Origin of the sequence: Shewanella piezotolerans WP3, assembly GCF_000014885.1 — a bacterium.
Classification (GTDB): Bacteria; Pseudomonadota; Gammaproteobacteria; order Enterobacterales; family Shewanellaceae; genus Shewanella; species Shewanella piezotolerans.
Genome location: NC_011566.1, coordinates 4,299,392 through 4,314,620 on the forward strand (window position 1 = coordinate 4,299,392; position 15,229 = coordinate 4,314,620).

At 41.9% G+C, this 15,229-nt stretch carries 18 protein-coding genes; 3 read left to right on the plus strand and 15 right to left on the minus strand.

The features are described 5' to 3' along the window. Positions 1 to 301: 301 nt before the first annotated feature. The 7 genes from SWP_RS18250 to rplU all read right to left on the minus strand — a co-directional run bounded on the left by SWP_RS18250 (position 302) and on the right by rplU (position 4,452). Complete coding sequence (locus SWP_RS18250) at positions 302 to 697, minus strand: DUF3718 domain-containing protein (protein WP_020914096.1); 396 nt, start codon at positions 695 to 697, stop codon at positions 302 to 304. 109 nt (positions 698 to 806) lie between these two features. Next, a complete protein-coding gene (gene folA / locus SWP_RS18255; RefSeq protein WP_044556080.1) occupies positions 807 to 1,289 on the minus strand; it encodes a type 3 dihydrofolate reductase in 483 nt (160 codons plus the stop codon). Positions 1,290 to 1,310: 21 nt separating this feature from the next. Then, the gene (locus SWP_RS18260; RefSeq protein ID WP_020914098.1) at positions 1,311 to 1,781 is read right to left on the minus strand and encodes a threonine/serine exporter family protein; all 471 of its coding nucleotides are present in this window, start codon (positions 1,779 to 1,781) and stop codon (positions 1,311 to 1,313) included. Beyond that, positions 1,778 to 2,539 carry a threonine/serine exporter family protein gene (locus tag SWP_RS18265; protein WP_020914099.1) on the minus strand — a complete coding sequence of 254 codons (762 nt, stop codon included), beginning with the start codon at positions 2,537 to 2,539 and terminating at the stop codon, positions 1,778 to 1,780. The genes SWP_RS18260 and SWP_RS18265 overlap by 4 nt, the downstream gene beginning before the upstream one ends. Positions 2,540 to 2,565: 26 nt before the next feature. Continuing rightward, the gene (cgtA, locus tag SWP_RS18270; protein ID WP_020914100.1) at positions 2,566 to 3,732 is read right to left on the minus strand and encodes an Obg family GTPase CgtA; all 1,167 of its coding nucleotides are present in this window, start codon (positions 3,730 to 3,732) and stop codon (positions 2,566 to 2,568) included. Positions 3,733 to 3,870: 138 nt separating this feature from the next. Then, positions 3,871 to 4,125 carry a 50S ribosomal protein L27 gene (rpmA, locus tag SWP_RS18275; RefSeq protein WP_012154114.1) on the minus strand — a complete coding sequence of 85 codons (255 nt, stop codon included), beginning with the start codon at positions 4,123 to 4,125 and terminating at the stop codon, positions 3,871 to 3,873. 15 nt (positions 4,126 to 4,140) lie between these two features. Next, positions 4,141 to 4,452, minus strand: coding sequence for a 50S ribosomal protein L21 (gene rplU / locus SWP_RS18280; protein WP_020914101.1), 312 nt, complete (start codon positions 4,450 to 4,452; stop codon positions 4,141 to 4,143). Positions 4,453 to 4,731: 279 nt separating this feature from the next. Between rplU and ispB the strand changes: the two genes are divergently transcribed. Continuing rightward, complete coding sequence (ispB, locus tag SWP_RS18285; protein WP_020914102.1) at positions 4,732 to 5,703, plus strand: octaprenyl diphosphate synthase; 972 nt, start codon at positions 4,732 to 4,734, stop codon at positions 5,701 to 5,703. A gap of 76 nt (positions 5,704 to 5,779) precedes the next feature. On the opposite strand, the gene mdh is transcribed toward ispB, so the two are convergent. Continuing rightward, complete coding sequence (gene mdh, locus SWP_RS18290) at positions 5,780 to 6,715, minus strand: malate dehydrogenase (RefSeq protein ID WP_020914103.1); 936 nt, start codon at positions 6,713 to 6,715, stop codon at positions 5,780 to 5,782. Positions 6,716 to 7,066: 351 nt separating this feature from the next. Here mdh and argR point away from each other — a divergent pair, with 351 nt between their 5' ends. Beyond that, on the plus strand, positions 7,067 to 7,537 hold the full coding sequence (argR, locus tag SWP_RS18295; RefSeq protein WP_020914104.1) for a transcriptional regulator ArgR: 471 nt from the start codon (positions 7,067 to 7,069) through the stop codon (positions 7,535 to 7,537). Between the two features lie 161 nt (positions 7,538 to 7,698). Next, complete coding sequence (locus tag SWP_RS18300) at positions 7,699 to 8,157, plus strand: cupin domain-containing protein (RefSeq protein WP_020914105.1); 459 nt, start codon at positions 7,699 to 7,701, stop codon at positions 8,155 to 8,157. 123 nt (positions 8,158 to 8,280) lie between these two features. Here the strand turns inward: SWP_RS18300 and SWP_RS24250 are convergent, their stop codons facing one another. The 7 genes from SWP_RS24250 to SWP_RS18330 form a co-directional block, all read right to left on the minus strand. Continuing rightward, the gene (locus SWP_RS24250) at positions 8,281 to 8,430 is read right to left on the minus strand and encodes a hypothetical protein (RefSeq protein ID WP_187148512.1); all 150 of its coding nucleotides are present in this window, start codon (positions 8,428 to 8,430) and stop codon (positions 8,281 to 8,283) included. A gap of 73 nt (positions 8,431 to 8,503) precedes the next feature. Beyond that, positions 8,504 to 9,436 (minus strand): Dyp-type peroxidase, encoded by a 933-nt coding sequence (locus tag SWP_RS18305; protein WP_020914107.1) that lies wholly within the window; start codon positions 9,434 to 9,436, stop codon positions 8,504 to 8,506. Between the two features lie 323 nt (positions 9,437 to 9,759). Beyond that, complete coding sequence (locus SWP_RS18310; protein ID WP_020914108.1) at positions 9,760 to 10,788, minus strand: ABC transporter ATP-binding protein; 1,029 nt, start codon at positions 10,786 to 10,788, stop codon at positions 9,760 to 9,762. A gap of 2 nt (positions 10,789 to 10,790) precedes the next feature. Then, positions 10,791 to 12,422: an ABC transporter permease gene (locus tag SWP_RS18315; RefSeq protein WP_020914109.1), complete on the minus strand. Its 1,632-nt coding sequence runs from the start codon at positions 12,420 to 12,422 to the stop codon at positions 10,791 to 10,793. 146 nt (positions 12,423 to 12,568) lie between these two features. Then, complete coding sequence (locus SWP_RS18320) at positions 12,569 to 13,576, minus strand: Fe(3+) ABC transporter substrate-binding protein (RefSeq protein WP_020914110.1); 1,008 nt, start codon at positions 13,574 to 13,576, stop codon at positions 12,569 to 12,571. A gap of 198 nt (positions 13,577 to 13,774) precedes the next feature. Beyond that, positions 13,775 to 14,374, minus strand: a complete 600-nt coding sequence (locus SWP_RS18325; protein ID WP_020914111.1) for a glutathione S-transferase — start codon at positions 14,372 to 14,374, stop codon at positions 13,775 to 13,777. A 10-nt stretch (positions 14,375 to 14,384) separates the two neighbouring features. After that, a complete protein-coding gene (locus SWP_RS18330; RefSeq protein WP_020914112.1) occupies positions 14,385 to 15,134 on the minus strand; it encodes a ferredoxin--NADP reductase in 750 nt (249 codons plus the stop codon). Positions 15,135 to 15,229: the final 95 nt, after the last annotated feature.

The window sequence follows — 15,229 nt, forward strand, 5'->3', positions numbered from 1 at the left end:
CACTTCTGCTTTGCATTGGCTTAAAAGGGAACAACCATTTCTTTACCAATGCGCTTTGAATTGAAAAGACTGAGGGGCTCTGAACTGGTCAAATACTTAATGCAATTGGTATTAACTCATAAGAGTATCACTATTATGTCATGACTTACTTTGGGGTAGCCTGCCTTAAATGAGCTGGTAAAAAGCACTCTGAGTAGTACAACTTATTATTTTTATTGGTATCACTCTACCCCATTGAATTTCAGGTAAAAAAAATACTGGGTTAACCCAGCATTTTCTTGGCACAATTAACTAATGAAAATTAACCGCCGGCGATGCGGCTCTTAATTGCTGAGGTAATTTCACTGCCTCCATGTCCGTTACTTTCAGCCCATGCAATAATAGTCTGTCCATCGGCTTCTGCTTTATTAAGATCTGACACAGGTAATCTTTTAGCAACGAATGTACCTACTGCATTAGAACCACTTTTCATAGCGATTCTTAATAAGCTGTCACCATTACATGAAACGCCGTCATAAATATTTCGCAGTTTAACTCGGCTTTCTTTGAGTTTTTTACGAAGACGGTTCTTGTCATCGCTAACAACGTAGTTACAAATATTTGCAGCTAGTTGATCTTGGTTAGCTAACGCCGGGGATGAAATCGATATTGAAGATGCCACAAATAGTGTAGCGATGCTCATGGATAGCAAGCGCATCAGACACTCCTTACTCTTTTAGTTTTTATTTATTGTATTAAGAAAGCACAATTAGTTAATAATCCGCTTTCTTGATCATCGTTACAGGGTACTAAATAACCCGCTTAATTTAACATTTTCTAACTAATTTGATAAAGCTATATTCCAATTGTTTATCATTTTTTGCTACATTTCTCGATATTTCTGACCAAGAACCATCATCCCAATCAGGGAAATAGGTATCTCCTTCAACATCAAGCGAAATCTCAGTTAAATATAAAATATCCGATATACCAAGTAAAGTTTCATAAAGTTGACCTCCTCCCATGATAATCAGCTCTTCACAATCGCCAGCTGCAGATTTTGCATCTTCAAAACTGGTGACAGTAGTTACACCTTCAATGCATAAGTCGGCTTGGCGACTTATCACAATATTATGCCGACCTGGTAACGGACGACCAATCGACTCATAGGTTTTACGCCCCATAACAACGGGTTTACCTAAGGTCAACGCCTTAAAATGACGCAGGTCTTCTGGCAAATGCCAAGGCATTTTATTGTTTTTACCAATAACACGGTTGTTCGCCATCGCGGCAATCATAGCAATTTTCAAAATAGTTCCCTCTTAATGTTGTTAGATAACTGGACGCGAACGAAAATAAAGTAGTCCAGGCATAGCAAGACCTACAGATAATGCGCCAAGAATAAATACAGTTTTAAGTCCGTTACTAATTACTTCTGACGTCAGTTCAGGACTCACATGTGATTGAGCTGTCAACTGGACAAGCGCAATAACAGTATTAAATGCGTACGTCCCAGGGATCATAGGAATAATAGCTGCTACGGCATACATTAATGGAGGGGCTAAATGCCTTTTAGCAAAGCCAATGGTAACAATCCCTACAAGCGCTGCAGCCAAAAAGGTAGCCCATTCTATAGGTAGGCCGACATTAAGCCATAAAGTTCGGCTACCATGACCTAATGCACCAGCCAGTGCACAAAAAGGCAAGAAACGACGCGGAACGTTAAAAACCATAGCAAAACCTACCGCAGGGATGGCAGAAAACACCGCATCATTTAGCATCGCCAAAATAAGAGAGATCATAAAAACAAACCTCCTATTTGCATTGCCATGGTAATACCGATAACAGATGCTAATGTTAACAAGGTCGCATGACCCCAGCGGGAAATTCCTACGTTTAAATGACCTTTTACCATATCCGAAATAGCATTAATCATCGGGAACCCTGGCACCAGCATTAATACGCTAGCTGCCATTGGCAATTTAGGTGTTGCAGTGAGATCAAATTGAAAACCAGTTTGCGCGATAATGGTGGTCACAAAAGCTGTAATACTAAAGTTAAGCAATAAGTTGAAATGTCGTTTGGCAATCGACAACCTAACAAACATACCAATTGCTGAAGCCATAAAGGTTATCACGCAAGCAGCAATGTCTCCGCCAAACAGATGACAAAAGCTTGCACAGGATAACCCGATCATAGGTACGACGTACTTTGCTGGGTAAGTTTTAGGCTCGATACGAGCGACGCGCTTACGCACTTCATGTAGTCCGTAAATTCCCTTCTCGGTTAATAGACAGATGCGCTGAAGTTCGCATACGATTGTCATATTAATCCCATGTTCACGGGTACGTCGAGTTGTGGTTATACATCGCCCATGGACTAGGCTAGTTAAAACAAGGGAGTTTGAAGATATTGATATTTCTACGCTGACAAGACCTAACGCATAGCCTAAGCGCTGACTGATCTCTTCAACAAGTTCGGAGTCAGCGCCATAAGCTAGAAGAAGTTGAGCAACCCTAACAACTTGACGAGTAATATCATTTTGCGTGTCGGCGTACAATTCTCAACATCCTCTGTTGAAACTACCTATCTTTGATAGATAACCTCAACATCATAATCATCATCATCGTAATCGTCATCATCAAGATCATCATCATAATCTTCATTAACTGATTCGTTAGCATTCTGATGGTAATTATCCCACTTAAACTCAACTTCAGCCTCTACATCAACCTCCTCTTCTGGCGGTAGTGTATCGATAAAGTCTAGTAGCTTAAGTGCTAATTCTGCAGTACCTTCACGGTTATAAGCTGAGATAGTAAAGACTTCTCCATCCCAGGCTAGCTCTTCAACAACCTTATCAATTTTTTCCTGCAGCTCTTCTTCAAGCATTAAGTCAGCTTTATTAATCACCAACCAGCGCGGTTTACCCGCAAGCTTTGGTGAATGCTTCTCAAGCTCACCGACAATAGCGCGTGCAGAATCGACAGGGTTGCTACCATCGATAGGCTCAATATCCAATATATGCAACAAAACGCGGCAGCGTTCCAAGTGCTTCAAAAACTGAACACCAAGACCCGCTCCGTCAGCGGCACCTTCGATAAGGCCCGGAATGTCAGCAATCACAAAACTCTGACCAGGTCTTGGGTTAACAACCCCAAGGTTAGGTACCAAAGTTGTGAATGGGTAGTCGGCTACTTTCGGCTTTGCTTTTGAGACAGAACGAATAAAAGTAGACTTACCCGCATTAGGCATGCCCAACAGTCCCACATCAGCAAGCAACATGAGTTCAAGTCTCAAACTACGTACTTCACCATCGGTACCGAGTGTTTTCTGTCTTGGGGCACGGTTAGTACTACTCTTGAAACGAGTATTACCTAAACCATGAAAACCGCCTTTGGCCACAAGCATTTTCTGACCATGCGTGGTTAAATCACCAAGAGTTTCTTCTGTCTCAGCATCTACAGCTCTTGTACCAACAGGTACTTTAAGCACGAGATCTTCTCCGCCATGACCCGTACAGTCACGACCACGGCCATTTTTACCGCGTTCGGCATTATGGAAACGTTCAAACTGATAGGTAATTAACGTATTCAGGTTTTCATCAGCTTGCAGATAAACACTGCCACCGTCACCACCATCACCGCCGTCAGGACCACCATCAGGAACATATTTTTCACGTCTAAAACTGACGCAACCACTGCCACCATTACCCGCTTCTACACGGATAGTCGCTTCATCGACAAACTTCATACCAACTCCTGGCACCACAGAATGAAAGAATTATACTCTTAACGATTCTAGTCGCCAAAACACAATTTACTTAATATTAAAAAAAACAAAGCCCCACCAATGGCGGGGCTTAGTATCAATCTTAGCTGAAGCTAAAGATTAATCTTCAATGCTGATGAACTTGCGGTTCTGTGGACCTTTAACTTCAAACTTCACTTTACCATCGGTAAGTGCGAATAAAGTGTGGTCACGACCGATACCAACATTAACACCAGCGTGGAATTTAGTACCACGTTGACGAACGATGATGTTACCAGCTAGAACTGATTCACCGCCAAAGCGCTTTACACCAAGACGTTTACTTTCTGAATCGCGGCCGTTACGAGTAGAACCGCCAGCTTTTTTATGTGCCATGAGTTAGACTCCTAATTAAGCGCTAATAGCTGTAATTTTAACTTCGGTGAACCATTGACGATGGCCCATCTTCTTATCGTGGTGCTTACGACGACGGAACTTAACGATAGTTACCTTCTCCGCACGGCCGTGGCTAACAACTTCAGCAACAACCTTTCCACCTTCAACTAAAGGTGCACCTACGTGTACAGTCTCACCATCAGCAACCAAAAGAACTTGATCAAACTCGATAGTTTCGCCTGTAGCGACTTCTAATTTTTCTAAACGAACTGTATGACCGGCTTCAACGCGATGTTGCTTGCCGCCACTTTGAAAAACAGCGTACATAGCTATTTTACTCCGATATTTCTAACACGCCGCTCAAACATAATAGATTGATGCTGGGGTGCTATAAAAGCTTTAATGACAATGGTCGCGGAGTTTACGCTAAGAACCCGCATCTGACAAGTGCTAATTGAATAAGAATAAAAAAAGACCCAAATAACTCTCACAATTACCGACAACTACTGTCTTGCAGCGTAAATTTAGGTAGAATCCTCCTATTATAACACTTATGTCTAAAATGAGCTGCTGATTGTCATTGTAGCCAACAAATAGAGCCTATTTATGGATTTGAACGCCATTCGTCAATTGGCTGATAGCGATATGCAAGCTGTCAACCAACTGATCTATAAACAACTAGAGTCTGATGTAGCCCTAATTAACCAGTTAGGCTTTTACATTATTAACGGTGGCGGTAAACGCTTAAGACCTTTATTGTCAATTTTAGCCGCTAGAGCGATCGACTATAACGGCGAATCTCACCTAAAATTGGCTGCTATTATTGAGTTTATTCATACCGCCTCATTGCTACACGATGACGTGGTTGATGAATCAATGTTACGCCGCGGCAGAGAAACGGCTAATGCCCTTTTTGGCAACAGTGCGAGTGTGCTGGTCGGTGACTTTTTATATACCCGCTCCTTTCAAATGATGACAGAGCTAAAAAGTCTTGAAGTACTCGAGATCCTAGCTGATGCCACCAATGTGCTCGCTGAAGGGGAAGTCCTACAATTAATGAATTGTAACGACCCTGACACAACAGAAGACAGCTATATGCGTGTTATCTATTGTAAGACAGCGAAACTGTTCGAAGCCGCTACACGTTTAGCAGGCCTGTTAGCAGAAAGCTCAGAAGAAGTGCAAACGGCACTTGCTGAATATGGCAAGTTCTTGGGCACCGCTTTCCAGTTGACCGATGATCTTCTTGACTATACAGCTGAAACAGAAGAGCTAGGCAAAAACATTGGTGATGACTTAGCAGAAGGAAAACCGACTCTGCCGCTCATTTTCGCCATGGCTAATGGCAGCGACACTGAAAAAGCCTTGATTAGAGAAGCGATCGAGAAAGGTGATGGCACAGAGCACATCGAAGTCATTTTGAGTGCGTTAAAAAGCTGTGGTGCACTCGAGTATACTGAGCAACGCGCTATTGAAGAGTCCAATAAGGCTATTGCAGCGTTAAACATACTGCCAGAGTCAGAATATAAAACTGCACTCGTATCGCTGGCGAAGATTGCGGTACAACGTAACCATTAGCAATGCTGTTTAACACAAAAAAACGGAGCCAATTGGCTCCGTTTTTCGCTTAAGCAACTAACTTTCAAAAATAGAATTACTTAACGAACTCAATACCTAAATCGATATCAGCTTTTAGCGTGTCTAGCATTGCATCACGAGCATTAGCTTCAAATGCGCTAACATCGCCGTATGCAAGTACTTGTTCAACACCGTTCTTACCTAGAACTACAGGCTGTGCAAAGAACTCTGCATGCTCGCTGCCACCATCGACATAGGCACACTCAACAACGTTTGCTTCACCTTGTAGGCCACGCACTAGAGACAAACCGAAACGACACGCCGCTTGGCCCATAGAAAGTGTTGCGCTACCGCCACCGGCTTTAGCTTCAACCACTTCAGTACCCGCATTTTGGATACGTGTTGTTAACGCTGCAACTTCTTCGTCAGTAAAGCTAACGCCTTCGATTTGAGAAAGAAGCGGAAGAATTGTCACACCACTATGGCCGCCGATAACGTTAACTTTGACGTCAGCAACGTTCAAACCTTTTGCCGCTGCAACGAAAGTTTCAGAGCGGATAACATCAAGGGTCGTCACACCAAATAAACGGTTTTTATCATATACACCTGCTTTCTTAAGTACTTCAGCAGCAATCGCTACCGTGGTATTAACAGGGTTAGTAATAATACCGATAAGCGCTTTAGGACTTGTTGCAGCACACTTTTCAACGAGGTTACGTACGATACCAGCGTTGATGTTGAATAGATCCGAGCGATCCATACCTGGCTTACGTGCAACACCAGCAGAAATTAGCACTACATCTGCACCTTCAAGCGCAGCGGTAGGATCTTCACCAGCAAATCCTTTTACTTCAACGTCTGTTGGTATATGGCTTAAGTCAACCGCAACACCTGGTGTTACAGGAGCAATATCATAAAGCGACAATTTAGAACCAGCAGGTAATTGAGTTTTTAATAGTAGGGCAAGCGCTTGGCCAATACCGCCAGCAGCACCAAGTACAGCAACTTTCATAGTTATCTCCGTCAATTCTTGGATTTTTGTGATTTAGATCTGTTTTTCTAATGGCGCAACAGTACTGGATTCACAACAAAAATTCAATTATCCCTTAGTCGTGTTCAATCTACTTTAGATTCACTTTTCAGTATGCAATTACATTCAGAGCCCAGCCCGCCTAGCTTTGGGCTAGTTGCTTTCTCGTAATAGTAAGGTCAAAAAAATTAGAATTTATACTCTACATCATATTTCACAACTAAAACCAAGCTTTCGCCATGAATTTTTATTCAATAAAACGAATAGCATTTGACATAAAAGGCAAATATAATCATCATATAACGGATTTTTTTGAATAAAGAATAATAAAATATGCAAACAAGCAAAAATCAAGACGAATTAGTTAAAACATTTAAGTCAATTCTTAAAGAGGAGCGTTTCGGCTCCCAAAGCGAAATTGTGGTAGCCCTTCAAGGGGAAGGCTTTAGTAATATCAATCAATCTAAAGTATCCCGCATGCTGAGTAAGTTTGGCGCAGTTAGAACCAGAAATGCCAAACAGCAGATGGTTTACTGTTTACCTGCTGAGCTCGGTGTTCCAACAGCCGGTAGTCCACTTAAAAACTTAGTATTGGATGTCGATCATAATCAGTCGATGATCGTGGTACGTACCAGTCCAGGTGCAGCGCAATTAATCGCAAGGTTACTCGACTCAATAGGCAAGCCTGAAGGTATTCTCGGCACCATCGCTGGCGATGATACAATTTTTATCAGCCCATCAAATATTCAGCAAATTGAAGATACATTAGAAACGGTTAAGTCGTTGTTCAATTACACGGATTAACTTTTAAAAAATAAGAAACGGGCGGAAACACCGCCCTATTCCCCCCTTAAGCCACACTCCAACCTTTTCTTTATACAATATATTGAATCTATCATTTTTTATTCTCACAATATCGTTATACTGCCAATTAGGACAGCATTCCTACGTTGAGGATAATAAAAATGAAAAACAAATTAATTGATGTTTCTGATGTGGGCTGGGAGTATTGGTCTCACGAAAAGGACTATGGCAGTCATCAGAAGCACATTGGTGATACAGCAGGAGCAGAAAGAGTCGGCGTCACCATGGAAAAGTTAGCGCCTGGCATGACTTCAGCCCTGTCTCATTATCACACCAAAGAAGAAGAACATATTTATGCGATGCAAGGTGAAGCGACGCTTTATCTTGATGGAGAGCCTCATGTGTTTAGTGAGGGCAAGTATATCTGCTTTACCGCCAACTCAGGTGTTGCGCACAAATTCGTTAATACCAGTGACGCTGACTTTATCTTTTTAGTTGTAGGAAACCGCGATGCTCACGATGTAGTCGTTTATCCAGAAACCAATAAAGTATTGGTTCGAAGTATGAACGAAGTGTATAGCCGCCGCCCTAGTAGCTACTTTGATAAAGATGAAGATTGATAGCCACAATTCATATCAACAAAAAACGCACTGAATGTGCGTTTTTTTGTTGATATTGCTTAGGGGCTGTTGATCTTTCGAGCTTAGTTTTTGTTCGATTCTTTACCGTAAGGAATAATGCTTCTAGTACAAGGCTTGAGCGATAAAGCTTAGCCGGCTAAGTGAAACGCTCATAACACCGTAATAGAAGCATTGAATCGAACCCAAAGGGCCGCCTTTCTTGGCTATTTTTACTGTGTTGTAGACTATTTGTGGAGAATAACTAAACGGCATAGCCTCCGCCTTGTCAAAATAGCCAATAAACTGCGGCAAAAACAACCGTGAAAGATCAACAGCCCCTAGTCTTTTAAGCCGATTTATCTAAAAAATCTAACGATGGTGCAAAAAACGATGACCCAGTTAACGCTTGAGTAAAATGCAAAAGGTGATCATGATTTCCCTCATTATCACCATAAACCATGCTCTCGAGCATTTTTTCAAAGTTCACCGAATTACGGCAAGTAGAGATAAACATTAACCCCTGCTCTTTAACCGTACCGTAAGGCATACTCTGGCGTAAGATCTCCATTGATTTACCAGCATCATCCTTCAAATTAACCCGCTTAATATGACTGGTTAACGGCTTATCTGCAGAAGCATATTCAATATTCTCGGCTTTAGTACGGCCAATAATATCCTCCTGCTTCTTTTCAGGTAGGCGATTCCATTTACTCAAATTGTGAGCAAATTTCTGCACGTGGATATAACTGCCGTTTTTAAATGCCGCATCTTCCTCTCCAATCAATGCGACATCTTGACGACTGCGACCTTTAGGGTTTTCGGTGCCGTCGACAAAACCAGTCAAATCTCGGCTATCCATGAAACGGAAGCCGCGTTCTTCATCGACAAGCTCAACCAGCCCTTCAAACATCTGGCATACTTCGTTGGCAACAAGGTGAAGAATATCAAAGCGGTCACAGCGAATATGCACAAACAGATCATACTCAATGGCTGGTGCGTCTCTATTTTCTTGGTTCATAGCTGGAAATGGTTTTAACTGGCAAGGCCTAGCTGCTGGATAAAGCGTATCCCAGTAGTTGGCTCCTACAGCGACGAAGCCATTAAAGGCACTGTCGGCAAATTGATCGGCAAGATCATGAATATATTGAGCCACATTTGCTACACACGGTCGCATTTGCGAATCAACACCATCATTCGCATTAAACATTAAATAGACACTGTGCAAATTTCCTTCCGCACAAACTCCCAGCTGTTCACGAGGCATAACCTGACTATCCATTTTTTTTTGTAACCCTTATTATTCATTAATCTTCGGCAATATTATCTACAACTTTAGTCATTAATAATTATATCTGACGCACATTAACCAAAAATAAAGACTTATCTTTAATCAACTTACCAAGCTAGCGACCAGTATCACTCAGTTTTTGGGACAGTATCAGCACGAGTAAACAAGGGGGCAATCCAATTTAATATAAACTCAACACACTTGTTCCAAGCTTAGTAAAATAGTCAATAAACACTTATAAAAGCAACTATCTAAATATACTGCACTTTACTATGTTGCGATAGAAAGTCAGCTAATGGCCTCGATTACGTCAATTACAATAATACTAAACTGTGTGGCGTTGTAGTAATTGCCACCTTTTCTCCGATCTTTATATCTAAGTACTCACTGTGAATATCAAGTGTCTTGTTACCAATGCTAACCAAGTATTGGCAAATACTACCTAGAAAACGTCGTTCGATAACTTCACCGGTCCCCGACTCGCTACTAGCGATCTGTAGTTGCTGCGGTCTTAGTAATAACTCCACATCACTACCTATTTCGGCTTTAAGCTGTTGCTCGCTATCAATATCACCAATAAGTGTAGACACTCTTTTGGCTGCTATCACAGTTGCTTCAAGATAGTTGCTTGCGCCTAGAAAATCAGCAACATATTTATCCTGAGGACGTAAATACAAGCATTCGGCATCACCACATTGAGCGATTTTTCCTTGGTTAAATAATGCTAGCTTATCAGCAAAAACAAATGCCTCGTCTTTACTGTGCGTCACAAAAACCGCACTAATATTATGGCTCTTTAAAATATTGCGGATCTCTAGCATCATCTCTCTGCGGACTTTGGCATCAATATTAGAGAAGGGTTCATCTAGCAAAAGGACTTCAGGCTCATAGGCCAGTGCTCTAGCGATCGATACCCTTTGTTGCTGCCCACCAGATAACTCATGCGGATAACGTCCCCCCAGCCCATCCAGCTTGACTAGAGCCAGCATATTGTCAAGCTTTGCAGCTTTGTTGGTCTTACCGGCTAGCTTTACTCCAAAGAGAATATTTTCTGCAACGGTCAAATGTGGGAACAGAGCATAATCTTGGAAAATCATCCCTATTCCACGTTTCTCGCTGGCGATAAACTCTTTATCAGAAACCACCGCTTTGCCGTTAATTCTTATCTCGCCAGCAGAAATACTCTGCAAACCGGCAATAGCCCGCAATAATGTCGTTTTACCGCAACCGCTAGGCCCCAACAAAGCGACAATCTCGCCTTTTTCAACCGTTAAATCTAACCCTTTAAGCACAACATTATTTTGGTAACTACTGTGAACATTGTTGACTTGTAACGTAGCCATAATTACTTTTCTTGCTCCAACGAACGATTGAGATAAATCAAAGGAACAAGACCGACTAATACGATGACTATCGCTGCTAACGCACCGTGTTCGAGCTGCTCATCTGAAACAAATTGAAATACATAAGTCGCCAAATTTTCAAAACCTATCGGCCTAAGCAGTAGAGCTGCAGGAAGCTCTTTCATACACTCGATAAAGACCAGCAGTAATCCGGCAAAAATACCTTTTCTAAGCAAAGGTATGTGAACCCTAGTGAGCATCGATTTAGGCGTTAAACCTAAGGTCACACTAGCCATGTCTAAAGAAGGTGAAATACGCTTGTAACTATTCTCAATGCTGCCAATAGCAATTGCTGCAAAACGAATACAAAAAGCGCATATTAGAATAAAAGTGCTTCCAGTTAATATCAGCCCAGGCTCTTGCAGGCCAAAATAGTAAGCTAAATCATTAATAGCAAAATCAAGTTGCGTAAAAGGCACTAAAATCCCAATGGCTAGCACGGTACCAGGCAGTGCATAACCGGTAGAAGCTAACCTGGAAGGCAACATATCAGCTTTACGAGGACTCACCCTTCTGACAAACATTAGCACAATACCAATACAGACACAGATAACGCTTACTAATAACGAAATCCATAAGCTATTAAAGCTGTATTCAAAAAAATTAGCATTCCAGCTTTCTGCAAAATAGCCCCATGCATATTGCAATAAAATCACAAAAGGAAGAATAAAAGCTAATCCCAATAAGATAAAACAATAACCTGTAGCAGCAAATGCCTTTGCACCATTAAGGCAATAGTAGTCAAGCTCGCCTGGCGCCGACTGCTTTTGAAAAAGTTGTTGTTTTCGACGTGCGAAGCGCTCGAAACCCACGAAGGCAAATACCACAAACAACATGATTGTAGAAAGCTTAGCTGCAGCCGTTAAACTGCCGTATTCAAACCAAGTATCATAAACTGCAGTAGTCAGTGTAGGCACTGCAAAGTAACTTACGGTAGCAAAATCAGCAGCCGTTTCCATAGCGACGAGCGTTGCCCCAACAGCTAAAGCGGGCCTTGCCATTGGCAAACTTAATCGCCAAAAACTCTTCCAAGGGCTACAACCCATAACACGTGCAGCGTGCCCCAAGCTTGCAGACTGCTCCATAAATGCGGTTCGAGCCAATAGGTAAATATATGGGAAAAGCACTAACGCCAGCATAATTGCTGCGCCCCCTAACGAGCGAACTTGCGGAAAGTAATAGTCATGAGGCGTTTGCCAACTAAATAACGCTCTAAGGCTTCGCTGTATTGGGCCAGCATAATCAAAAAGATCAGTGTAAACGTAGGCAACGACATAAGCAGGCATAGCTAACGGCAATAGCAGCGCCCATTGAAATATATTTCGTCCTGGGAATCGACACTTTGCCACTAACCAAGCTGCGGGAATTGCAAATATAAGAGCGCCAATCACCACCCAAAATATAAGCAACAGAGTGTTACTTATATAAGTCGGCAAAACGGTTGCCATCAGATGGCCGAAAACAGCTTCATCGGGTAAAAATGATTGCAAGATAAGCGCTACAAGCGGCATAACAATGAGAAGCGCTAGGGTGTAACTTGCAACAGACCAGCGTTTTGCTAAGCCTAATATCATGATGTTAGATGCCCAAGGGTCATGAGAGTAAAAGTACCTAAAAAAACAAAACCTATCGTAAAGATAGGTTTTGACAGTACAACCATAAAAGATTCAAGCTGAAACACTATATAGCAATAGTGTTAGACCAACCTTAAATAGTAAACTTAAAGATCAAATTTCACTTCATCTAAGAGCTTAATCGCTGCACCATGGTATTGTGCTAACTTATAGATAGGAAGCTCATCCGCTTTAAACTGCCCCCAAGAAGCGACAAGTTTTGACGGTTTTACATCAGCCTTAACCGGATACTCCATATTAACATCAGCGTATGTTTGTTGCGCAGTATCACTTGATAAGAACTCCATCAACTGAATAGCTGCCTCTGTATTTTTAGTGTGCTTAGCCAGTGCCATACCCGATACATTGATGTGCGATCCACGGTTATCTTGATTCGGGAAATTAATCTCCACCGCATCAGCCCAAGGCTTCTGCTTAGGGTCTTGCAGCATCTTACCGAGGTAATAACTGTTACCAATCGCTATATCGCATAAGCCTTCGCTCACCGCTTTCACCTGCGCTCTATCATTACCTTGAGGTTTACGTGCAAGGTTCGACTTTAGACCTTCTAACCATGTTTTTGTTTCCGCTTCACCGTGGTGAGCGATCATAGAAGCTACTAATGACACATTGTAAGGATGTTTGCCGCTACGAGTACATATTTTGCCGGCGTATTTGGGGTCTGCTAGGTCTTCATAGTTAATATCCAACGGACCTAACCTATCTTTAGAGGAATAGACGTTACGAACACGCATTGTTAAGGCGTACCACATCTCATCAGGTGAGCGGTATTTTTGCGGTATATTTTGCTTCAATTTTTCACTGCTAACAGGGATCACAAGGTCTTTTTCAACCAATTCCATTAAACGGTAGAAATCAGACGTAAGTACTATATCAGCCTTCGATAGTCGGCCTTCACGCATCATACGTTCAGCAATACCCTTTTTTGAAAAAACGACGTCTACTTCTACGCCAGTTTGCTTAGTGAAGTCAGCTAGAATCGGGTCAATAAGAAAGGCCTGACGATAAGAATAGACCGTTAATCTTTCTGCGGCACTCACCACACTTGCACTACACAGAAGCCCAACCATCATTAGACTGGTGATTACTCTCATGACCTTTACCCCTTTTACAATATCTAATAGCCAGCACGATGCTGATAATAGTTCTCAATTGCAACAAGGGTAATCAATCAGAGCGATAACAGCAAGTAATTAGTGCAAACTTTTAGCCGCTAAAAACTTGCCACCACTATTTAGTAAAAGCTTAATTAACATAGGTTTAATATAACTATACGATTTACCTAAGCCAATCTACATCTTGGGTCTCGTCGCAATAAAAACATCAGCTTGCTGCGCTTGCTCCAACCAAACACTCAATGCAGAAGTGACATTTCGCCAAGGCAGATCAGGGTGACGAAAGTCGACATATTCTAATAAACAAACCAACATAACCTGCAACGCAGTTAATTCAGCACTACGAGTAATGCCCAGCGTCTCAACCTCTTTTAGGCCTCTTAATAAAGCCTGTTCAAAACGCGAGGTCCAGAACGCAGACCGTAAACCTTCATCCTCTCTAAGTTGCTCTTGCCTTAACGAAACTGCGCTATCAAAGATGCCTTTTAACAATGAAAAATGGCACTGTTGTGACCAATTATGTTCCATCGAACCAAATAAACCTGACTGACCATGCTCTGCATCCAGATAGCGCATAATCACCTCGCTATCAAACAGTGCTGAGCCATCATTCAATTGCAAACAGGGGATTTTGGCTAACGGGTTGGCTCTAAGGAGTTCAGGAGAGTTATCAAAAGGATTAGCAATAATCTCTTCAATACCTTCAATGTTGTGATAACAAATAAATACTCGAACGCAGCGCGCATAAGGCGATGCATCGGAATAATACAATTTCATGCAGCGTTCCTTACCAATATTTTTCGACAGTAATTTGCCCAGGAGCACGACGTAAATTTTTAGCCAAGCCCAGTTCTTTTAAAAATTGTTGAGCATCTGTAATCATTCCAGGATTACCGCAAATCATTACTTGTGAATCTTTAGCTGATAGCTTAATACCCGCTTTAGCTTCAATATCACCATTGTTAAGCCCATCAGGGATCCGGCAATTTAATGCGCCATCAAAAGGCTCTCTTGTCACCGACAACACCAGTTTGAATTGTTGCGGATACTTGTCTTCAAATTCTCTGAGCTGGGGCAAGTAGGCTAAATCCTCAACCTCTCGGACACCATAAACTAATACTACTTTCTGGTAACTTTGCCAAGGTTCATTGGTCGCCATCATTGAGATAAAAGGGCCAACAGCTGTGCCTGTTGCTAAAAACCATAAGTGTTCTCCCTTTTTATCATCTTTAGGGAGCTCATTAAGGGTCATAAAGCCTGAGGCTTTGGTCGCTACATCAATAACATCCCCTTTAGAGAGTAATTGAAGGTTAGGCGACAGCTGACCATCATCGACTGCAACTGCCAACACTTCGATATAGTCTGTTCCAGGCGGGTTGACTAGCGAGTATGCTCGACCAATGCGTTTATCATCAATCAACTGACTCAACTTAATAAACTGACCAGCAATAAAGTCACCAATATCGACTTTAATCTTTAGGGAAAATAACTTGTCACTCCAATCTTGGCGTTCTATGACTTTTCCTTCAATCCACATAATCTTCTCCCAAAGTGAGTCGTCATTTCAGCATAAACTTTTATTTCATATTCAGAAAGATTAATCTATCAAAGATATTTTAAGCTTGAAAATTA